The organism is Glaciibacter kafniensis (genome assembly GCF_039538945.1).
GTDB lineage: Bacteria > Actinomycetota > Actinomycetes > Actinomycetales > Microbacteriaceae > Cryobacterium > Cryobacterium kafniensis.
The window spans coordinates 317,176-337,042 of record NZ_BAABCN010000004.1 but is presented as its reverse complement, the minus strand read 5'-3'; the positions used below and the strand labels follow the sequence as shown (position 1 = coordinate 337,042).

The following is a 19,867-nucleotide window of genomic DNA, read 5'->3' as shown; positions in this document are numbered from 1 at the left end:
AACTGATGCCCGAGCTCACGCCCGCGTTGACCACCGCGTCCGCCCAGAAGAAGATCGTCATCGTGGGCGGCGTCGCCGGCGGAATGTCCGCCGCGACACGGTTGCGCCGTCTCGACGAGGCGGCAGAGATCATCGTCTTCGAGCGGGGCGCGCACGTGTCGTTCGCGAACTGCGGTCTGCCGTACTACGTCGGCGGAGCGATCGAGAAGCGCGACAGCCTGCTGTTGCAGACGCCGCAGTCACTCTTCGAGCGGTTCCGTCTCGATGTGCGGGTGAAGCACGAAGTGATCGCCATCGATCGCGAGCACCGACGCGTCGTCGTTCGCGACCTGCTGACCGGCCAGACACACAGCGAGCACTACGACTCCCTGATTCTGGCCGGCGGAGCGCAGGCCCGTGAGGGTGTCGCCGGCGGCGAGATCCCGGTGCGCACGCTGCGCACGGTCGAAGACGTCGACTTCATCACCGCCGAGCTGACGGATGCGGGGCCCTCGGCACGCGCCGTCGTCATCGGCGGCGGTTTCATCGGCTTGGAGGCCGTCGAAAACCTGGTGCGTCGCGGGCTGAACGTCACGCTCGTGCATCGGGGTGCTCATCCGCTCTCCCCCCTCGACGCAGAGATGGCGAGCCCGGTTCTCGACGCGCTCACCCTGCACGGTGTCGACGTGCGTCTGGGAACCTCGGTGACGAACCTCACGTCGGACGGGGTGCAACTCAGCGACGGCAGCACCATTGAAGCGACGCTCGTGATCGAGGCGAGCGGCGTGACCCCCGATACCGGGCTGGCGGCCGACGCCGGTCTGACCATTGGGGCCGCGGGCGGCATCGCCGTCGACGCCTTCCAGCGCACGAACGATCCCTCTATCTATGCAGTCGGCGACGGTGTCGAGAAGATCGATGCCATCAGCAACACAGCAACCCTCGTGACCATGGCCGGTCTGGCCAACCGTCACGGACGCAGTGCCGCCGACGCGATCTGCGGGTTGGCCGAGCCGAGCACGCCGGCGCTCGGAACCGCGATCGTCGGTGTCTTCGATCTCACGATCGCGCTCGTCGGGTGGAATGAGCGGCGCCTGCGGGCCGCTGGCCGACCGCACCGCGTCGTGCACACGCATCCGCTCTCCCACGCCGGCTATTACCCGGGTGCCGAGCAGATGGCGCTGAAGCTGCTGATCGACAGCGAAACCGACCTCATTCTCGGGGCACAAATCGTCGGTCGTGACGGCGTCGACAAGCGTATCGACGTGATCGCCACCGGCATGGCGGGCGGCCTGACCGCCTCGGCGCTGTCTCGTCTGGAGCTCGCCTATGCTCCTCAGTTCGGTTCGGCGAAGGATGCCGTGAACCTCGCCGGCTATGTCGCCGACAATCTGCGCACGGGCGCGACCCGCAGCATTCAGTGGCACGAACTCGACGCAGCTCGGGCCAACGGTGCGATTCTTGTCGACGTGCGCTCGGCCGGCGAGTTCGACCGTGGCAGCATCCCCGGCGCGATCAACCTGCCGTTGGACGAGATCCGCGATCGAATGGGAGCATTGCCGGATGCCCCGCTCATCGTTCACTGCCAGGTCGGTCAGCGTGGACACACGGCGGCCCGCCTGCTTACTCAGCTGGGCGCCGACGTGCGCAACCTTGACGGCGGATTCAAGACCTGGGAGGCCGGATTGCTCTCGACCCGGCCTACCAACCTCATGAAGGAGAAGGAACATGACCGTGCAATCCAGTGATGCGATAGCTCAGCCAGCGCCCCGTATCGGCGCAGGAGCGATGGATGCCGAGCAGCAGCGCAAGGTGTTGAACCGACTCAAACGTGCCCAAGGTCAGCTGGCCGGTGTCATCGCCGCCGTTGACTCGGGCGCCGAGTGCCGCGATGTCGTGCTGCAACTCGCTGCCGTCTCGAAGGCCCTCGACCGGGCCGGATTCACGATCGTCTCCTCGGCGATGCGGCATTGCCTGGCGGCGCCAGTCGACGGGACTGCAGAATCCGCAGATCCCGCGGATTCCGCTGACGGCTCAACCCCGTTGACGGTCGACGAACTGGAGAAGCTCTTTCTCGCGCTCGCCTGACCCAGACGGGAAGCATCACAGGTCGAGAGATCTTCAGCCCTGGTCGGCTCCCGCCCGACGCGTCAGCACGTGACCAATGCGAGTATGTGACCAATGCGAGTACGTGATCGCCGCGGTCATCCTGCTCTTCACTGGGCTCTATCCCCGTCCCCTGTTCGATCTGGTGATCGGGCTCAACCGCTGGATCTTCCGGGTCGTCGCCTACATGGCCTTGATGACCGATGCGTATCCGCCGTTCCGGCTCGACCAGGGTCCGCGAACCCGACAATGCACCAGAAGTCGGGCCGCCCGCTCAGCCACCGCTCCACGCTCGGCCGCCGACCGCCGCGAGTTAACGCACAAGGCCCCCGATTTCTCGGGGGCCTTTCGTGTGAGTCTGGTTGGCTCCAGCTCATTTTCATTCGCGTGCGCGAGGGGGGACTTGAACCCCCACACCCTTACGGGCACTGGCACCTGAAGCCAGCGCGTCTGCCAATTCCGCCACTCGCGCGAACTTCAAAATGCTAGCACTTTCGCCTGCCTCTTCGCCATTCGAGAAGTCGCCCTGGTGTGTCGCCACTCACTCGCCGGGTCTGCTGCAGGCCATTTCGTGGCAGGTTCCGGCCGACGGATGCCGCCACGCGGGTCGAGTGCCGCCGCGCCCGTCGGCCCCAACGCGCGGCGCGGCGCCCGACCAGCGCTGCGCGAAACTCCCCCTATAGAGAGGAATGCGGCACCACCAGCACGTAGCGCGATCCCCGGCGGTCAGCATCGCGATGAGATACCCCCGTAGGATGACTTTCCGTGTGCTCGCCGCCCTACCGGCGAGTTAACACCCGAGACAAGTAACATGCTCATTAGCCAAACGGACCGGATCGGGAGACCTGTGGGCATACTGGATAACTTTGAAAAAGGCTTGGAGCGCGCCGTCAACGGCGCTTTCGCCAAGACCTTTAAGTCGGGCTTGCAGCCGGTGGAGATCACCTCAGCGCTGCGACGCGAGCTCGACACCAAAGCTGCGGTCGTTTCGCGCGACCGCATCCTCGCACCCAACCGCTTCACCGTACGCATGGCATCGGCCGACTTTCAACGGATGACCGGACTCGGTCCGGCACTGGTCGACGAACTGACGCAGTTGGTGCAGCAGCACGCCGCCTCCCAGCGCTATCAATTCGCCGGCGGCCTCTCCATCTCTCTGGCCGAAGACCGCACTCTCACCGAGGGAATGGTGCAGGTCGATTCCAGCACCGTGCAGGGCGGCGTCTCCTGGACCCCCGTGCTCGACATCAACGGCAAGCGTTATCCGTTGGTCAAATCCCGCACTGTGATCGGCCGCGGAAGCGACGCCGACATCACCGTCGACGATTCGGGCACCTCCCGCCGCCACGTCGAGATCCTCTGGGATGGCAGTCGCGCCCAGGTGCGCGACCTCGGCTCCACCAATGGCTCCCAGCTGAACGGCTCCCCCGTCAAGCAGGCAATCCTCGAACCCGAATCGACCGTCACGATCGGACGCACCAGCATCGTCTTCCGCGTGCTCGCACAGGCCTCATCCGTCGATCAGTTCTCCGATCGTCGTGTCGAGGACCCCACCGAACGCCACGACATGGGCGGATTCTGGGGGCCCGCCACATGAGTGTGAGCGAACTCACCCTTCTCGTCTTGCGCCTGGGCTTTCTGCTGCTGCTCTGGCTGTTCATCTTCGGCATCGTCTATGCGCTGCGCAGTGACCTGTTCGGTCGCCGGGTGCGCAAGATGAACCCGGATGCCGCCGCCGCTCCCGTGGCCTCCCCCGAACCGCTCTACTCGGCAGCTCCGGCGCCCTCTGCTCCGCTGCCCCCCTTCGTCGCCCCGACACCCGCCGGCGCCGCTCTCACCGAACCCGTTGGCGCCCATTCACCGCGTTCGGCTTCACCGAGCCCCGCGTCCTCCGGCCACTCGGTCAAAGCCACGACCCAGAACGCGAGCCGCCTCGTCATCACGTCAGGCCCGAAGGTCGGCACCGAGTTTCCGCTCACCGCCGAATCGATCACCATCGGCCGCTCCACTGACTCGAGCCTCGTGATTCGCGACGACTACACCTCGACCCACCATGCGCGCCTGATGCTGTGGAACGGGGAATGGATGATCCAGGACCTCGACTCCACCAACGGCACTTTCCTCTCCGGCGCCCGGGTCGTCGTTCCCACGCCCGTTCCGCTGAACGCTCCTGTCAAAATCGGCGCGACCACGTTCGAGCTTCGGCGGTAGGTGCATGGCGACAGTGAGTCAGAGTGCCGCCGTCTCTCATGTTGGCAAGGTTCGTTCCAACAACCAGGACTCCGGGTACGCCGGCCATTCCCTCTTCGTGGTTGCCGACGGCATGGGCGGTCACGCCGGGGGCGATGTCGCCTCGGCGATTGCCACGAAGCGTGTCATGCAGGCCGACATCGGGTACACGACGGCTCAGGATGCCGAGTTCGCGCTTCAGGCCGCGCTGATAGCCGCCAATTCACAGCTCGCCGAGACTGTTTTTGAGCACGCAGAGCTCACTGGCATGGGCACCACCGTCAGCGCCATGATCGTGCTGGAAGATCAGGTCGCGATTGCGCACATCGGCGACTCGCGCATCTACCTGCTGCGTGACGGTGAACTGAGTCAGATCACCGTCGACCACACCTTCGTTCAGCGCCTCGTCGACAGCGGTCGCATCACAGAGCAAGAAGCGATGGTGCACCCGCGCCGTTCGGTGCTGATGCGCGTGCTCGGCGATGTCGAAGCCTCACCAGAGGTCGACACCTCGATTCTCACCACCCTGGCCGGCGACCGGTGGCTGATCTGTTCCGATGGCTTGAGTGGCGTGGTCTCCCCTGCCGCGATCGCCAACGCCCTGCTCAGCGGCGCGAGCCCCCTGTCCGTCGCCACCCGGTTGGTCAAAGAGAGCCTGGATGCCGGCGCTCCCGACAACGTCACCATCGTCGTCGTCGACATCGGTGACGGCCCGCTGCGCGAGGCAGAGCCCGTTGTCGTCGGTTCGGCCGCCGCCCCCCTCGCCTTCGGCGAGGAACCCATCCGCAACCGTCCCCTCCGCTTGCCTGGCCTGCGCCTGCACCCGGTGCGTGAGTCCCACTTCGAGCCTGACTCGCAGGACTATCTGTCGGAGCTCATCGAAGAAGACGCCCGCCGTGCCCGCCGACGCCGCTTCACCTGGCTGACCGGCGTCATCCTGCTCGTTCTCGCGATTAGTGCCGCAGCGGTCCTGGGCTACCAGTGGACGCAGACTCGGTTCTTCATCGGTGTGGAAGGCAGCAACGTGGCGATCTTCCAAGGCGTGCAGCAAGACCTCGGCCCGATCAAGCTCTCCCACGTCTACGAAGAAACTGACCTTCCCGTGTCCAGCCTGCGCATGTATGACAGGCAACAGGTCGAGCAGACCATCAGCGCCCCCTCGTTGGAGGACGCGCAACTCATCGTCGAACGGCTTCACAATGCCAACATCCCCTAAGCAACCGATCGTCATGGAGTCGTCGCCGCGGGCGACGGCTCCGAAAACCGGCGCCATCAAACGCCTGCACCTGCCTCAGAAACTGCGCAATCTTGAGCTGTTCCTGCTGCTCATCGCCTGCGCGATCAACGCATCCACCATCGTGCTCGTTCAGCTCGGCGCCCTCGGCCACATCGACACCCAGCTGGTGTTGCTCGGCGCAGGTCTGTCGGTGCTGGTGCTGGCCCTGCACGTTGTCATGCGGTTCACGGCTCGAGATGCCGACCCCTTCATTTTGCCGATCGTCACGGTTCTGAATGGCCTCGGTATCGCGATGATTTACCGCATCGACATCGCGAACAGTGAAGAGGGCTGGGCAAGCGCCTCTGTACGCCAGATTGCCTGGAGCGCCCTCGCCATTCTCTGCGCGATTGCCGTGATGCTGGTGATCCGCAACCACCGGGTGTTGTTCCGGTACACCTACATCGCCGGGTTCGTCGCCGTGGTGCTCCTCCTGTTGCCCCTGATCCCCGGTCTCGGCCACGAGGTCAACGGAGCCCGCGTCTGGATCGGCATCGGCGACTTCGCCACCTTCCAGCCCGGTGAGATCGCCAAGATCGCGCTGGCCGTGTTCTTCGCCGGCTACCTGGTGCAGAACCGTGACAGCCTCGCCATGGTCGGCAAGCGGTTCCTCGGCCTGCAATTCCCGCGCCTGCGCGACCTCGGGCCCATCCTCGTCGTGTGGGCACTGTCGATGTCTGTCATCGTCTTTCAGCGTGACCTCGGCACCGCCTTGCTGTACTTCGGCCTGTTCCTGGTCATGTTGTACGTGGCCACCGGGCGCCTGAGTTGGGTCGTGCTCGGCCTCACCCTGTTCATTGGCGGCGCCCTCATCGCCAGCCAGACCCTCGACTACGTCAACGGCCGGTTCACCAATTGGCTCGACGCATTCAATCCAGAGGTCTACGCGGCAAACGGCGGCAGCTACCAGCTGGTGCAGGGCATCTTCGGCCTCGCCAACGGAGGCCTGATCGGCACTGGCCTCGGCCAGGGCCGCCCCGATATCACGCCCGTTCCGCAGAGCGACTACATCATCGCCAGTCTCGGCGAGGAACTCGGTTTGGCCGGAATCTTCGCAATTCTCGTGCTCTACATGCTCTTCGTTGCCCGCGGCTTTCGCATCGGCTTCGCCGGTCAAGACGATTTCGGCAAGCTGCTCGGCGTCGGTCTCGCCTTCGTCGTTGCCCTGCAGTGCTTCATCGTGATCGGTGGCGTCACCCGCGTCATCCCGCTGACCGGTCTCACGACACCCTTTCTCGCGGCTGGCGGCTCCTCGCTGGTCGCCAACTGGATCATCGCCGCACTGCTGCTGCGTCTCTCCGACACGGTACGTAATCAACCCAAGCTGGTGGTTTAGATGAATCGCGAACTCAAGAGAGTCAGCATCGTCGTGCTGCTGATGTTTCTCACCCTTCTCACCTCGACGACGATCATTCAGGCGGTGCAAGCCGACAACCTGGCAGCGGATGCTCGCAACACCCGCACCCTTCTGAACAGTTATTCGGTTGAACGGGGACCGATTCTCGTCGCCGGAGAGCCGATCGCGCAGTCGATGCCGGTTGACGACGATTTCAAGTTCCAGCGCACCTATAGCAACGGTCCGCTCTACGCACCTGTCACCGGTTTCTTCCCGGTGAACGGCGCACCGACCGGACTGGAAGCTGCGCTCAACCGTGAGTTGAGCGGCACCTCGAACTCGCAGTTCTTCGACCAGCTCAGCGCGATCGTCACCGGAGCGACGCCGAAGGGCGCCGCCGTCGAGACCACCATCGACCCGGTGGCTCAGCAGGCGGCCTGGGATGCCCTGGGCGACTACACCGGCGCGGTGATCGTGACAGAGCCGAAGACCGGCAAGGTACTGGCCATGGTCTCCAAGCCCAGCTTCGACCCGAACGAGTTGGCCGTTCACGACACGAAACTCGTCAACGAACGCTACGACGCACTGGTCAACGATCCGACAGATCCGCTGATCGACCGCACCATCAACGAGCTGAACCCACCCGGCTCGGTCTTCAAACTCGTTGTCGTCGCAGCGGCCCTGGAGTCAGGCAAGTTCACCCCCGACACCATGTTCCCGAACCCGGGTGAGTTCCAGCTTCCCGGCTCCAGCTCGATCGTCATCAACTCGGGCGGCGGCACCTGCGGCCCGGGCGACCAGGTCAGCATCGCCACCGCGTTGAAGCTGTCGTGCAACATCCCGATGGCGGAACTCGGCCTGCAGCTCGGCAACGACGCCATCCGCGAGATGGCCGAGAAGTTCGGCTTCAACACCGACTACGAGATTCCCCTCGACGTAACGCAGAGCGTGTACCCGCGCGGGCTCGACGATGCCCAGACCGCACTGTCGGCGTTCGGCCAGTACACGGTGCGGGCCACGCCACTTCAGATGGCCATGGTCTCGGCAACAATCGCCAACGGCGGGGAGCTTCTCGCACCCAATATGGTTGACGAAATTCTTGCCCCAGACCTGAGCACCCGTCAGAGTTTCGAGCCGAAGGTGGTGCGACAGGTGATCAGCCCAGAAAACGCCGCAACAATGACGCAGATGATGGTCAACGGCGTCAATGACGGCGCGGCAAGCAATGCAAGAATAGACGGGGTTGAAGTGGCGGGAAAGACCGGCACAGCAGAGAACGGTGACACCGATCCGTACACGCTGTGGTTTACCGGATTTGCCCCTGCAAACGACCCAAAGTATGCGATCACCGTTCTCGTTGAGAACGGTGGAGGGCTCGGCCAAACGGGGTACGGCAATCTTATTGCCGCGCCAATTGCACAGAAGGTACTAGAGGCGGTGCTGAATAAATGAGACCGACAACAGGGCTCACCTTCGGGGGGCGTTACGAGCTGGCGTCACGGATTGCCATCGGCGGCATGGGTGAAGTATGGAAGGCCACTGACCTCGTCATCGGCCGCTCAGTCGCCATCAAGATCCTGAAGGACGAATATCTCGGCGACCCCGGATTCCTCGAGCGCTTTCGCGCCGAGGCCCGCCATGCTGCCTTGGTCAACCACGAGGGCATCGCCAATGTCTTCGACTACGGAGAAGAAGACGGCAGCGCCTTCTTGGTGATGGAGCTCGTGCCCGGCGAGGCGCTCTCCACTGTGCTCGAGCGCGAACATGTGTTGCCCACCGACAAGGTGCTCGACATCGTCGCCCAGACCGCCGCCGCGCTCCACGCTGCCCACGCCGCAGGTCTCGTGCACCGCGATATCAAGCCCGGAAACCTCTTGATCACGCCGGATGGCCGCGTCAAGATCACCGACTTCGGCATCGCCCGCATCGCCGACCAGGTTCCGCTCACGGCAACCGGTCAGGTGATGGGCACCGTGCAGTACCTCTCGCCAGAGCAGGCGAGCGGCCGCCCGGCCTCACCGACGACCGACATTTACTCGCTCGGCATCGTCGCCTACGAATCTCTGGCCGGGCGTCGCCCGTTCACCGGCGAATCGCAGGTTGCCATTGCCATGGCCCAGATCAATGAGACGGCTCCCGACCTGCCCGTCACCGTGTCAGAGCCCGTTCGCAACCTGGTCTTCGCGTGCCTCGCGAAGGACCCAGCCGAACGTCCGGCCTCTGCCGCGCACCTGGCGCGCGCCGCAACGGCGCTTCGCCGTGGAGACGTCGCGGCCGCTGCGGCATCCGTGCCTGCAGTGCTCGGCGGAAACACTCCCACTGCCGCGACCATGCTGATGCCGGGCGTCGGAGGCAACGACGACGCGACGACGGTTCTTCCGCTCTCCATTCCGGGCACCCAGGAGTCGGCCGCAGCTGCGGCAGCGGCCGAAGAAGAAAAGAAGAAGAAGCGCAGCCCGTGGACCTGGCCGTTGATCGTGCTGATCGCTTTGCTGGTGCTGGTACTCGGCGGAATCGTCTTCGCTTTGACGACCCAGAACACCCCGCAGGCGCCGGCCACGACCTCGACTCCGGCCACACCGCCGAAAACACCATCACAGGCTCCGTCGCCGACGGCATCGACTCCGCCTCCTCCGACGACGGTTCAGGTGACACTGGCCGAGTTCTCCGGACTGACGAGCGCAGAGGCCCGCGCGAAACTTGAGGGCATGGATCTCGTCGCCAACATCCAGACCGGAAAAGCTGCAGAAAGCGAAGACCAGGTTGATCACGTCTACGACGTGAACCCGACCGGTCCTGTCGCGTTCAAGCAGACGATCACTGTCACGGTCTACGGCGCTGTCGCGACACCTGATACCCCGAGCTCAGGGCCGTCCGCGACGCCCAGTTCGGTCGCGAGCGGCGACAGCGTTGAGGTCTCCTGGCCGGCAGCAACCTGCCCGGCCGGTCAGACACTCTCCGGATATGAGGCACAGGTTGACGGAGGGGCGACGATCACGTCGGCGAACCCGACAGGGGCCGATGTCACGAACGTCACGATCGAGGCGGGAAGCACTGATTTCAACGTGAGCTACCGCTACTTCTGCGGCCCCGTTGCATCAGAATTCTCGCCGGCCACGACGGTCACGGTCACCGAGGATTCGGTACCGACGGCCGTCCCCACCCCTAAGAAGCCATAGGAGTAGGGCGCCCATGTCCACAGTTGCCACCGAGCGGGGAGTTGCGTCTTGATTGAGGAAGGCCGTCTTCTGGCGGGTCGATACCGGGTCGGCGCACTCATCGGTCGTGGCGGGATGTCCGATGTGCACATCGGCACCGACTCTCGTCTCGGGCGTGCCGTCGCGATCAAACTGCTCAAGCCCTCGCTCGCCGTCGACCCCGCATTCCGCACCCGGTTTCGGCAGGAGGCACAGGCTGCAGCACGCATGGCCCACCCGACGATCGTGCGGGTCTTCGATGCCGGCGAAGAGACCGTCACCGAGGAAAACGGCCACGAGACCCAGCTGCCGTTCATCATCATGGAGTTCGTCGACGGGCGACTGCTTAAAGACATCATCAGCGAAGGTCCGCTCGACAGCGCAGAGGCCGTGCGCATCATCGATGGTGTTCTGACTGCCCTCGAGTACTCCCACCGCGCCGGCGTCGTTCACCGCGACATCAAGCCTGGCAACATCATGATCACCCGCACCGGTCAGGTGAAGGTGATGGACTTCGGCATTGCCCGTGCCATCTCTGATTCGTCGACAACCGTCGCCCAAACCACCGCGATTCTCGGCACCGCCTCCTATTTCTCTCCTGAGCAAGCCAAAGGCGAGTCAGTCGACGCGCGCACCGACCTTTACTCCGCCGGCGTGGTGCTCTTCGAGATGCTCGCCGGCCGGCCGCCGTTTCGCGGCGATACCCCGGTGGCGGTGGCTTACCAGCACGTCAGTGAAACTCCGGTCAAGCCGAGCTCGATCAACCCCAAGGTGTCTCCGGCCCTCGACACCGTGGTCTTGCATGCCCTCGCCAAAGATCGATTCTCCCGGTACCAAAGTGCGGTGGAGTTTCGCAACGACGTCGAGACCGCCGGTTCCGGCCAGATTCCGGTTCACCGCCCGGTCGATGACTCGGCCGCCGGTTTGTTCGGCACACCGACCGGCGCTGTGTCGAGTTCCGAACTCGCTCTGAAGCAGCTGTCCGAGGATCAGACCATGGTGCGCACGCAGCGGCGTCCACCGGTGATCTGGATCTGGGCGGGAATCGTCAGCGTCATCGTCATCGTCATCGCCGTGATGTTCTGGGTGTTCAGCTTGTCACCGTCGACCGAGATCCCCGATAACTCCCGCAAGGTTCCGAGCCTGACCGGGCAGAGCTACGAAGAAGCGCAAAGCGCACTGCTCGACTTGGACCTGACCGCTCTGAAGACCGAAGAGTCGAGCGCAACGGTGCCCGCTGATCAGGTCATCCGCACCGACCCGCCGTCGGGCACCATTGTTGTGCCCCAGGAAGTCATCACCGTGTACGTTTCGACCGGGGCGGAGATGGCCGCGGTTCCGGATGTCAGCAATCAGCCCATTGACGCGGCACAGGCCGCAATCACCGCCGCCGGGTTCACCCCCGGATCGGTGACGAAAGAAGATTCCCCGACCGTCGCAGCTGACCTCGTGTTGCGCACCGATCCGGTCGCCGGTGAGCACGAAGTCGGGTCGACGATCAACTTCTTCGTCTCCAACGGCATGGTCACCCTGGGCGATCTGCGCGGCCAGTCTCTGAGCGCCGCGACAGATCTGTTGCTCGGCACCACACTGCAGTTGGTTCCGGTTCCTGAGCCTGACTACGACTGCTCGGAGAAACCAGGCTCTCCGGTTACCACGCAGTCGCTGCCGCCCGGCCAGGTGCCCCAGAAGTCTGAGGTCACGCTCACCTACTGCGCCGGCTAGCGTCGCCGAGCCCACCGAGCTTGACCGTTGCGGTCGAGATTCCCCGTTGCGCCGGTCAAACTCGACCGGAACGGTCAAGCTCGACGAGCAGTCGTTGGTCGAGGAGCGAGCGCCAGCGAGCGTCTCGAGACCTCGCGAGCCGATGTTCACACGCAACCCACGTTCAAGGATTGGCTTGCGGGATCTCGAGACGCGGCCTCCTTCGTCGGCTGCTCCTCGATCAACGACCTCAGCCGAGCCGCAACAGCGGGTTCAAGCCCTTCGCGGTCTCGCGCGCTTCGGGCAGGCCTGTCAGCGCCAGCCAGTTGCCGAGCATCAGATAGCCGCCCTCTGTCAGCACGGACTCGGGGTGAAACTGCACGCCGAGAATTGGTGCGGTGGCATGGCGCAAGCCCATGATCACTCCGCCCTGTGTGCGCGACGTGACCACGAGCTCGTCAGGAACCGTCGAATCGACGACGGCAAGCGAGTGATAGCGCGTGGCGGTGAAGGGCTGCGGCACCCCGTCGTAGAAGGGGCTGTCATCGTGGGTGATCAGCGACGTCTTGCCGTGCATGAGTTCATCGGCGTTGGTAACCGTTGCCCCGAACGCTTCGGCGATCGCCTGGTGGCCCAAGCACACGCCGAACAGCGGCAGGCCTGAGGCGTAGGCCGCCTTGACCGCGGCGATCGACATCCCGGCGTCTGCGGGCTTGCCCGGACCGGGAGACACGAGCACACCGTCGTACTCGGCGATGCGTACCGGCACCTCGGAATCCGGAAAGTCGTCGTTGCGCACAACATCGGTCTCGGCGCCCAGCTCCATCAGGTAGCCGTTGAGGGTATACACAAAGCTGTCGTAGTTGTCGATGACCAGGATGCGTGTCATGAGGCACCTACCGTCGCTTCCTGATTCGTCGTAATCGATTCCACCCACGGGAACACCCAGGTAGCCAGTGCAAAGAGTGCGGCACCGATCAAGATCAGCACGAACAGGATGCGCAGCCACACGGGTCCCGGGAGAATCCGCCAGATTGTTGCGTACACGTGGAGCCTCCTAGCCCTGAGCCTGCGCGGCGATGATCGGAGCAAGTTCGGCCGGCGGACCGGCGGTCAACGGCTGCCACGACTCGTAGACGCCGTAGGCGATGATGCGTTCGGCCGTTGAGAGCAGCGGGTTGCAACTTGTCATGGTGATGATCCGGTCGACCGGAGCCACCTCGGGGTGACCAGGAACGCCGGCGATCACCGTGGCCGCCGTCGGGGGAACGTATTCGAGGTCACGGAACCGGTACGTGAAGTAGCCGTCGGCGGTCTGCACGTAGATCGCGTCGCCAAGCTGGAGCTCGTTGATCAAGTGCATGCCGCCGCCGTTCGCGCTGCGATGCGCGGCAATCGCGAAGTTTCCGACCTCACCCGGCATCTGGGTGCCGGGGTAATGCCCGATGCCGGTGCGCGGGCTGTTCAGCACATTCGTTCCGACGCCTCCGGCGATCGTGCGGTGGTAGTCGGCGCCGAAACGCGGCACGTAGAGCACCGCGAACGCTTCAGTCTCTGCTGGCTGGGCCGCAACGACCGGTTCGCCGAAGTCGGCGGGCAGAGGAGTGGCCTCCTCAGGGGGCGGGGTGGCCTTCGTGGCCTGCTCGATCCACTCCCGACTGATGTCCGTCGACGCCTGCGTCTGCGAGTTGGCCATCATCATGTCGTTCCACCACAGCTGCCAACCGAGAAAGAGGAGCACGACGGCGCCGGCAGTGATGAGAAGCTCACCGAGCACACCAATCACCGTGACGGGGCGGCGTATTCGCTTCTTTCGACCTCGATGACGGGCGTCGGGTGAGCGCGGTTCTCCGCGAAACTCGGCGTCATCGGTCATGCTGACAATCCTAATCGGGGCCAGCCTGCGCTTTCGCCCCGAGCCTGCACCGAGTTCGGCCGGTCGATGACGGTAGAATCTCTCGCATGGCACGTACGAATCCCCGCACCAAGCCCGCACGCGACGAGGCAACCCGCTCCGGCGAGCAAGCACCGAACCCGGTGTGGTTCAAGCCGGTGATGTTCGGCTTCATGCTTCTCGGCCTGGTCTGGATCATCGTCTTCTACGTCAGCCAGGGCCAGTTGCCGATTCCGGCACTGGCCTCCTGGAACATCCTGGTCGGCTTCGGGATCGCCTTCATCGGCTTCCTGATGACAACGCGCTGGCGTTAATTCCCCGGTCACAGGCCTTCTGCCGGGAAGTTACAACGGTGTAATTATCCCCATGTGGAAACTCCTGTGGATAACTTACTTGGCCGGTTAGAGCGCGACCTCCTGCAGGAGCGCTCCCTCAGACGAGGAACTTGCTGAAGCTCAGCAGAATCATCACTGCGGCCAATGCGATGAGCAGCGCAATCTGCAGCGTCTGCTGGCTGCGCTTGCGCGTCTGCACGAAGATGAGCCCGAGCAGCGCGCCGCCGATCAGGCCACCGAGGTGCGCTTGCCAGGAGATTCCGAATCCAGGAATGAACCCGATCACCAGGTTGATGGCGACCAGCACGACCAGCTGAGTCATGTTGGCGCCGAGGCGCTGGTGAATGACGAGGAACGCACTGATCACGCCGAAGATCGCTCCGGATGCGCCGACCACGGCGACGTTCGGAGCCGCGAGAAACAGCACGCCGAGCGAACCAGCCAGCCCGCTCAGCAGGTAGACGACCAGAAAGCGCCAGCGGCCGAGCATCCGCTCAAGCAGCGAACCGAAGATCCACAGCGTGTACATGTTCAGCAAGATGTGGAACGGGAACCCGCCGGTGCTGTGCACGAAGACGCTGGTCAGCATGCGCCACGGCTCAAAGAACTGCGGGTACGAATAGGCGCCGGCATACAACAGGGCTTCGGTAACCCCCAAGGCTGGAATCAGCTGCAGGAGATAAACGAAGACCGACACCGCGATGATCGAATAGGTCACAACCGGGGTGCCGTCGCCGGTCATCCGGTTCAGCCGCGTCAACAGTGCCGGCTTCGTGCGCGGCGCAGTGGCGCGCTGTTCGCGCATGCACTCCGGGCAGATCACGCCGACGGCGGCTTGGGTCTGGCATTCGCCACAGATGGTGCGCCCGCAGCGTTGGCAGAGCACAAAACTCTGCCTGTCGGGGTGCCGATAGCAGTAATTTGCAGCCGCTTGCGGCATCCCCGACATGAAGAAGTGTGCCTAGACCTGCTCGACGGTGATGCTCTCGATGACAACGTCTTCGAGGGGGCGGTCACGGCCGTCGGTGGCAACGGTAGCGAGCTTGTCGACGATGGCGCGCGACGCCTCGTCTTCGACGGCGCCGAAGATCGAGTGCTTGCCCTGCAGCCAGGTCGTCGGAACAACGGTGATGAAGAACTGCGAGCCGTTGGTGCCACGGCCACCCTGGATGCCGGCGTTCGCCATGGCGAGCACGTACGGCTGGGTGAAGTCGAGGTCGGGGCTGATCTCGTCGTCGAACTGGTAGCCGGGGCCACCGATGCCCTGGCCCAGCGGGTCGCCGGCCTGGATCATGAAGTCTTTGATGATGCGGTGGAAGATAGTGCCGTCGTAGAGCGGCGTCTTCGAGGTCTCGCCCGTGCCCGGGTGCTTCCATTCGATCTCACCGGTGGCGAGGCCTACGAAGTTCTTCACAGTCTTCGGGGCGTGGTTTCCGTAGAGGTTGACCTTGATCGGTCCGAGTGACGTGTTGAGAGTGGCGACAGCAGTGTGCTTAGACATAGCGATAATTCTTGCACAGCACCTCTGAACGGAGTCGATCGCAGAATGCGGCCGTTACAGATGCACTGCAGATACTCAGAGTGCATCCAGCCGATTCAGTGGCAAGATGGTGTGTGTTCGCCCGATGACAACGATGGAGGGTCCAGATGAGCCTGTCACGCAAGCGCCGCAAGGAACTCACTCGCCTGCGCAAGAGCGCCGACGAACTGTGGAGCCACCAGCAAGAGGTGATGGACCACGCCAATGCCGTGGCCAGGGAGGCCGGCCGCCAGGCCGGTGTGCTCACCCGTGAAGAAGTCGTTCCTCGCGTTCGCGAAGGATACGAGCAGTACGTGCAGCCTGGCGTGCACGCCACCCAGCACATCGCCGGCGACGTTCGCCGCCGGGTCACGAACGACGTGATCCCCGGAATCGGCAACGTGATCGGCAATACCATCGGCGGTGTCATGTCGGTCGGCGACATCGCTCGGGATGCCCGGGTGCGCGCCGCGCTCGGACGTCTGAGCTTTCAGAAGCCCGTCGTGGTCGAGCAGAAAAAGGGTCCGGGTGCCGGCACGTATATTGCACTCGGGATCGGCATCGCGGCTGCTGTCGGCGTCGCGTACGCCGTCTGGCAGACTTTCCGGGCCGATGACGAGCTCTGGGTCGCCGATGATGAGTTTGAGGCGCTGAAGGGGAATGCTGAGGCGTAGAGCGCCTTTTCGTGCCTCATGAAAGGCCCACATCGAAAGATGTGGGCCTTTTTTGTGGGCATGGGGGCCTCATCGCAGCTCGACCGGCCGAGCTCGCTTCGCTCACCGGCCTCGATGTGACCGTTGGTCGAGGAGCGCCCGACGAAGGAGGACGCGTCTCGAGACCCCGTGAGCCGATTTCTGGGACGCGATGAGGGATCGGGGTGCCGGAACCACGAAACCGGCTGAGACGCCTTGTCAGAGCCTCCGAGCTCGCTTCGCTCGCCGGAGCCACGGGGGCTAGAGTCTCTCGCCGGTGGACGGGGAGCCCCTACGCTCGCTCCTTCGTCGCTCGCTCCGCGTTCGATTCGCAGTGCAAACTTAAATAAGAAAGACCCCCACCCCAAAAGCGGGGGTGGGGGTCTTTCTTATTTGTGGAGCCACGGGGAATCGAACCCCGGACCTCCTGCTTGCAAAGCAGGCGCTCTACCAATTGAGCTATGGCCCCGAATGATCACCCGGAAGTGACCATTTGTGGGGATACCAGGACTTGAACCTGGGACCTCTTCGTTATCAGCGAAGCGCTCTAACCGCCTGAGCTATATCCCCCAATCGGGCAGATTCGAGACTATCGGAATCTGCGCGATTATCCCAATCGAGCTAGTTGTTGGTGAATCCCACGAGCAATCCACCAGTGATCTTGACGCTCAGATTGTACAAAACGGCGAAAATCGCACCGAGTGCGGTGATCACAACGGTGTTCAGAATTGCGACGATGACGGCAAAACCCATCACGTTGCCAATCGACAAGAAGCTCTTCAGATCGGCCGAGCTGCCGGCGATATCTGTGTACAAGGCATTCGCCTTGTCGAACAGACCGGTCTGGTTCAACACAGTGAAGATCAAGAAGGTGGCGACGATTGTCACCACAGCCAGGCAGATTGCGACCAGGAATGACAACTTCACACTCGACCAGAAGTCGATGTAAACCAGCTTCAGGCGAACCTGCTTGGTTGGTTTCGAACGAGTCGACTTCTTGGCAAGTTTCTCTGCGACGCTACTCATCTACGGTCTCAACTTTCTCCGAATCGCCCTCGGCTGCCTCGTCAACTTCTTCGGGCACCAGATTACGTTCGGTGTTTTTTGCGATGGCGATGATCCTGTCAGTTTCCGCGAACTTCGCGAAGACCACGCCCATAGTGTCGCGGCCCTTGGCAGGCACTTCAGCGACGTCAGAGCGTACCACCTTGCCGCTGGCAAGAACCACTAGGACTTCGTCCTCTTCGTCGACAATCAGCGAGCCCACCAGGTCGCCACGGTCCTCGTTCAATTTGGCCACCTTGATGCCCAAACCACCGCGGTTCTGCAGGCGGTACTGGTCGGCTGCGGTGCGCTTGGCGTAGCCGCCCTCTGTCACCACGAAGACGAATCCGTCTTCAGAAACGACGGAGGCGTCGAGCAGATTGTCGTCGCCACGGAAGTGCATGCCGATGACACCAGACGTCGAACGTCCCATCGGCCGCAGTGCTTCATCTGACGCGGTGAACCGAATCGACATGCCCTTGCGAGAGACCAACAACAGGTCGGAATCCTGTTCGACCAGCAACGCCGAGACGAGCTCGTCACCCTCGCGCAGCTTGATCGCGATGATGCCGCCGGAACGGTTCGTGTCGTACTCGCTCAGCGCAGTCTTCTTGATCAGGCCTTCACGCGTGGCCAGCGTGAGGTACTGGGCCACTTCGTAGTCACGGATGTCGAGAATCTGTGCGATCTCTTCACCCGGCTGCAGCGCGAGCAGATTGGCGACGTGCTGACCCTTGGCATCGCGGCCGGCCTCCTGCACTTCGTACGCCTTGGCCCGGTAGACCCGGCCGGTGTTCGTGAAGAAGAGCAGCCAGTGGTGGGTGGTCGTCACGAAGAAGTGCTCGACCACGTCGTCGGCGCGCAGCTGCGCGCCCTTGACGCCCTTACCGCCACGGTGCTGGTTTCGGTAGTTGTCGCTGCGCGTGCGCTTGATGTAGCCGCCGCGCGTGACGGTGACCACCATTTCCTCTTCAGGAATGAGGTCTTCGATCGACATGTCGCCATCGAACCCGAACATGATCTCGGTGCGACGGTCATCGCCGAACTTGTCGGTGATCTCGGTGAGTTCTTCTCTGACGATCGTGCGCTGGCGCTCGGGACTCGCGAGGATCGCCTTGAATTCGGCGATCTGACGCTCGAGCTCTGCCGCCTGGTCGATGATCTTCTGACGCTCGAGAGCGGCCAGACGACGCAGCTGCATCGCGAGAATCGCATCGGCCTGCAGCTTGTCGACATCCAGCAGAGCCATCAGGCCCTCGCGGGCATCGTCGACCGTCGCGGATCGACGAATCAGGGCGATGACCTCGTCGAGGGCATCGAGTGCCTTGAGGTAACCGCGCAGGATGTGAGCATCCGCTTCAGCCTTGTTCAGTCGGAACTGGGTGCGCCGAACGATGACCTCGATCTGGTGCGTCACCCAGTGGCTGATGAACCCATCGAGGGGCAGCGTGCGCGGGATCCCATCGACGATGGCCAGCATGTTTGCGCCGAAGTTGTCCTGCAGCTGCGTGTGCTTGTAGAGATTGTTCAGCACGACCTTGGCCACCGCATCGCGCTTGAGCACGATGACGAGGCGCTGACCGGTGCGACCTGAGGTCTCATCACGGATGTCTGCGATGCCGGCGACCTTGCCATCCTTGACCAAATCGGCGATCTTGATCGCCAGGTTGTCAGGGTTGACCTGGTACGGCAGCTCGGTGATCACGAGGCAGGTGCGACCCTGCAGCTCTTCGATGCTGACCACGGCACGCATCGTGATGGAGCCACGGCCGGTGCGGTAGGCATCGTGGATGCCCTTGGTGCCGAGAATCTGGGCACCGGTCGGAAAGTCGGGGCCCTTGATGCGCAGCATCAGGGCTTCGAGAAGCTCCTCACGGTTCGCTTCGGGGTTCTCGAGGAACCACAGCGCTCCGGAGGCGACTTCACGCAAGTTGTGCGGCGGGATGTTGGTGGCCATACCGACGGCGATACCGACTGAACCGTTGACCAACAGGTTCGGGAAGCGCGCGGGCAGCACGGTCGGCTCGAGTGTGCGGCCGTCATAGTTGTCTTGAAAGTCGACGGTGTCTTCGTCGATGTCGCGCACCATCTCGAGGGCCAGCGGGGCCATCTTCGTTTCGGTGTATCGCGGGGCAGCGGCGCCGTCGTTTCCGGGAGAACCGAAGTTTCCCTGGCCGAGCGCGAGCGGGTAACGCAGGCTCCACGGCTGCACCAAGCGCACGAGGGCGTCATAGATCGAGGAGTCACCGTGCGGGTGGAACTGCCCCATCACGTCGCCGACGACACGGGCACACTTGGAGAAGGCCTTGTCTGGGCGGTAGCCGCCGTCGAACATGGCGTAGATCACGCGGCGGTGAACGGGCTTCAGACCGTCACGAACGTCGGGCAGGGCTCGTCCGACGATGACGCTCATGGCGTAGTCGAGGTAGGAGCGCTGCATTTCGAGCTGCAGATCGACCTGGTCGATCTTGCCGTGCTGCACGAGGTGAGCGGCGGCCGCGGCGTCGCTGGCAGCGGTTTCTGCCGCGTTTGTGGTGCCCGTTTCGCCCGAGTTTT

The 19,867-nt window shown here is 63.5% G+C and carries 18 protein-coding genes, 3 tRNA genes and 1 pseudogene; 12 read left to right on the top strand and 10 right to left on the bottom strand.

Annotated features, from left to right (window positions below):
• Window positions 1-5 precede the first annotated feature (5 nt).
• The 3 genes and pseudogenes from ABD791_RS10905 to ABD791_RS21255 form a co-directional block, all read left to right on the top strand.
• A complete protein-coding gene (locus ABD791_RS10905) occupies window positions 6-1,727 on the top strand; it encodes an FAD-dependent oxidoreductase (RefSeq protein ID WP_345066150.1) in 1,722 nt (573 codons plus the stop codon).
• Window positions 1,728-1,767: 40 nt separating this feature from the next.
• Entirely contained in the window at window positions 1,768-2,067 is a 300-nt protein-coding gene (locus ABD791_RS10900; protein WP_345066195.1) for a metal-sensitive transcriptional regulator, read from the top strand.
• Between the two features lie 76 nt (window positions 2,068-2,143).
• Window positions 2,144-2,245 (top strand): annotated as a pseudogene (locus tag ABD791_RS21255) (hypothetical protein); the annotation flags it as partial.
• 228 nt (window positions 2,246-2,473) lie between these two features.
• On the opposite strand, the gene ABD791_RS10890 reads toward ABD791_RS21255, so the two are convergent.
• A tRNA-Leu gene (locus tag ABD791_RS10890) sits at window positions 2,474-2,557 on the bottom strand.
• Window positions 2,558-2,932: 375 nt separating this feature from the next.
• Here ABD791_RS10890 and ABD791_RS10885 point away from each other — a divergent pair.
• From ABD791_RS10885 to pknB, 7 genes are read left to right on the top strand one after another with little or no spacing between them, the layout of a single operon-like run.
• Window positions 2,933-3,682, top strand: a complete 750-nt coding sequence (locus ABD791_RS10885; RefSeq protein ID WP_345066147.1) for an FHA domain-containing protein — start codon at window positions 2,933-2,935, stop codon at window positions 3,680-3,682.
• A gap of 2 nt (window positions 3,683-3,684) precedes the next feature.
• Window positions 3,685-4,296: an FHA domain-containing protein FhaB/FipA gene (locus ABD791_RS10880; RefSeq protein WP_345066192.1), complete on the top strand. Its 612-nt coding sequence runs from the start codon at window positions 3,685-3,687 to the stop codon at window positions 4,294-4,296.
• A 4-nt stretch (window positions 4,297-4,300) separates the two neighbouring features.
• Complete coding sequence (locus ABD791_RS10875) at window positions 4,301-5,530, top strand: PP2C family protein-serine/threonine phosphatase (protein WP_345066144.1); 1,230 nt, start codon at window positions 4,301-4,303, stop codon at window positions 5,528-5,530.
• A 13-nt stretch (window positions 5,531-5,543) separates the two neighbouring features.
• Window positions 5,544-6,926: an FtsW/RodA/SpoVE family cell cycle protein gene (locus tag ABD791_RS10870; protein ID WP_345066189.1), complete on the top strand. Its 1,383-nt coding sequence runs from the start codon at window positions 5,544-5,546 to the stop codon at window positions 6,924-6,926.
• Window positions 6,927-8,378 carry a peptidoglycan D,D-transpeptidase FtsI family protein gene (locus ABD791_RS10865; protein WP_345066141.1) on the top strand — a complete coding sequence of 484 codons (1,452 nt, stop codon included), beginning with the start codon at window positions 6,927-6,929 and terminating at the stop codon, window positions 8,376-8,378.
• The gene (locus ABD791_RS10860; protein ID WP_345066137.1) at window positions 8,375-10,105 is read left to right on the top strand and encodes a serine/threonine-protein kinase; all 1,731 of its coding nucleotides are present in this window, start codon (window positions 8,375-8,377) and stop codon (window positions 10,103-10,105) included. The genes ABD791_RS10865 and ABD791_RS10860 overlap by 4 nt, the downstream gene beginning before the upstream one ends.
• Window positions 10,106-10,153: 48 nt before the next feature.
• Window positions 10,154-11,848 (top strand): Stk1 family PASTA domain-containing Ser/Thr kinase, encoded by a 1,695-nt coding sequence (gene pknB, locus ABD791_RS10855; RefSeq protein WP_345066134.1) that lies wholly within the window; start codon window positions 10,154-10,156, stop codon window positions 11,846-11,848.
• Between the two features lie 229 nt (window positions 11,849-12,077).
• Here pknB and ABD791_RS10850 read toward each other — a convergent pair whose 3' ends face one another.
• From ABD791_RS10850 to ABD791_RS10840, 3 genes are read right to left on the bottom strand one after another with little or no spacing between them, the layout of a single operon-like run.
• Window positions 12,078-12,716 carry an anthranilate synthase component II gene (locus tag ABD791_RS10850; RefSeq protein ID WP_345066131.1) on the bottom strand — a complete coding sequence of 213 codons (639 nt, stop codon included), beginning with the start codon at window positions 12,714-12,716 and terminating at the stop codon, window positions 12,078-12,080.
• Window positions 12,713-12,874, bottom strand: a complete 162-nt coding sequence (locus tag ABD791_RS10845) for a hypothetical protein (protein WP_345066128.1) — start codon at window positions 12,872-12,874, stop codon at window positions 12,713-12,715. The genes ABD791_RS10850 and ABD791_RS10845 overlap by 4 nt, the downstream gene beginning before the upstream one ends.
• A gap of 10 nt (window positions 12,875-12,884) precedes the next feature.
• Complete coding sequence (locus tag ABD791_RS10840; protein ID WP_345066126.1) at window positions 12,885-13,703, bottom strand: class E sortase; 819 nt, start codon at window positions 13,701-13,703, stop codon at window positions 12,885-12,887.
• Between the two features lie 86 nt (window positions 13,704-13,789).
• On the opposite strand from ABD791_RS10840, the gene ABD791_RS10835 reads away from it, so the two are divergent.
• Window positions 13,790-14,035 carry a cell division protein CrgA gene (locus ABD791_RS10835; protein ID WP_345066124.1) on the top strand — a complete coding sequence of 82 codons (246 nt, stop codon included), beginning with the start codon at window positions 13,790-13,792 and terminating at the stop codon, window positions 14,033-14,035.
• A 118-nt stretch (window positions 14,036-14,153) separates the two neighbouring features.
• Here the strand turns inward: ABD791_RS10835 and ABD791_RS10830 are convergent, their stop codons facing one another.
• Complete coding sequence (locus tag ABD791_RS10830; RefSeq protein ID WP_345066121.1) at window positions 14,154-14,861, bottom strand: rhomboid family intramembrane serine protease; 708 nt, start codon at window positions 14,859-14,861, stop codon at window positions 14,154-14,156.
• Window positions 14,862-15,017: 156 nt separating this feature from the next.
• Entirely contained in the window at window positions 15,018-15,557 is a 540-nt protein-coding gene (locus ABD791_RS10825) for a peptidylprolyl isomerase (protein ID WP_345066118.1), read from the bottom strand.
• A gap of 146 nt (window positions 15,558-15,703) precedes the next feature.
• Here ABD791_RS10825 and ABD791_RS10820 point away from each other — a divergent pair, with 146 nt between their 5' ends.
• Complete coding sequence (locus tag ABD791_RS10820; protein WP_345066115.1) at window positions 15,704-16,249, top strand: hypothetical protein; 546 nt, start codon at window positions 15,704-15,706, stop codon at window positions 16,247-16,249.
• A 414-nt stretch (window positions 16,250-16,663) separates the two neighbouring features.
• Here ABD791_RS10820 and ABD791_RS10815 read toward each other — a convergent pair.
• The 4 genes from ABD791_RS10815 to gyrA form a co-directional block, all read right to left on the bottom strand.
• Window positions 16,664-16,736: transfer RNA gene (locus ABD791_RS10815), tRNA-Ala, on the bottom strand.
• Between the two features lie 27 nt (window positions 16,737-16,763).
• Window positions 16,764-16,837 (bottom strand) — tRNA-Ile (locus ABD791_RS10810).
• Window positions 16,838-16,888: 51 nt separating this feature from the next.
• Window positions 16,889-17,293 carry a DUF3566 domain-containing protein gene (locus ABD791_RS10805; RefSeq protein ID WP_345066112.1) on the bottom strand — a complete coding sequence of 135 codons (405 nt, stop codon included), beginning with the start codon at window positions 17,291-17,293 and terminating at the stop codon, window positions 16,889-16,891.
• Window positions 17,286-19,793 (bottom strand): DNA gyrase subunit A, encoded by a 2,508-nt coding sequence (gene gyrA, locus ABD791_RS10800; protein ID WP_345066186.1) that lies wholly within the window; start codon window positions 19,791-19,793, stop codon window positions 17,286-17,288. The genes ABD791_RS10805 and gyrA overlap by 8 nt, the downstream gene beginning before the upstream one ends.
• Window positions 19,794-19,867: the final 74 nt, after the last annotated feature.

Coding starts and splice junctions, on each gene's coding strand:
- ABD791_RS10905 (WP_345066150.1), top strand. CDS start 6: ATGCCCGAGCTCACGCCCGCGTTGACCACCGCGTCCGCCCAGAAGAAG.
- ABD791_RS10900 (WP_345066195.1), top strand. CDS start 1,768: ATGGATGCCGAGCAGCAGCGCAAGGTGTTGAACCGACTCAAACGTGCC.
- ABD791_RS10875 (WP_345066144.1), top strand. CDS start 4,301: ATGGCGACAGTGAGTCAGAGTGCCGCCGTCTCTCATGTTGGCAAGGTT.
- ABD791_RS10870 (WP_345066189.1), top strand. CDS start 5,544: ATGGAGTCGTCGCCGCGGGCGACGGCTCCGAAAACCGGCGCCATCAAA.
- ABD791_RS10865 (WP_345066141.1), top strand. CDS start 6,927: ATGAATCGCGAACTCAAGAGAGTCAGCATCGTCGTGCTGCTGATGTTT.
- ABD791_RS10860 (WP_345066137.1), top strand. CDS start 8,375: ATGAGACCGACAACAGGGCTCACCTTCGGGGGGCGTTACGAGCTGGCG.
- ABD791_RS10850 (WP_345066131.1), bottom strand. CDS start 12,716: ATGACACGCATCCTGGTCATCGACAACTACGACAGCTTTGTGTATACC.
- ABD791_RS10840 (WP_345066126.1), bottom strand. CDS start 13,703: ATGACCGATGACGCCGAGTTTCGCGGAGAACCGCGCTCACCCGACGCC.
- ABD791_RS10835 (WP_345066124.1), top strand. CDS start 13,790: ATGGCACGTACGAATCCCCGCACCAAGCCCGCACGCGACGAGGCAACC.
- ABD791_RS10830 (WP_345066121.1), bottom strand. CDS start 14,861: ATGCGCGAACAGCGCGCCACTGCGCCGCGCACGAAGCCGGCACTGTTG.
- ABD791_RS10825 (WP_345066118.1), bottom strand. CDS start 15,557: ATGTCTAAGCACACTGCTGTCGCCACTCTCAACACGTCACTCGGACCG.
- ABD791_RS10820 (WP_345066115.1), top strand. CDS start 15,704: ATGAGCCTGTCACGCAAGCGCCGCAAGGAACTCACTCGCCTGCGCAAG.
- ABD791_RS10805 (WP_345066112.1), bottom strand. CDS start 17,293: ATGAGTAGCGTCGCAGAGAAACTTGCCAAGAAGTCGACTCGTTCGAAA.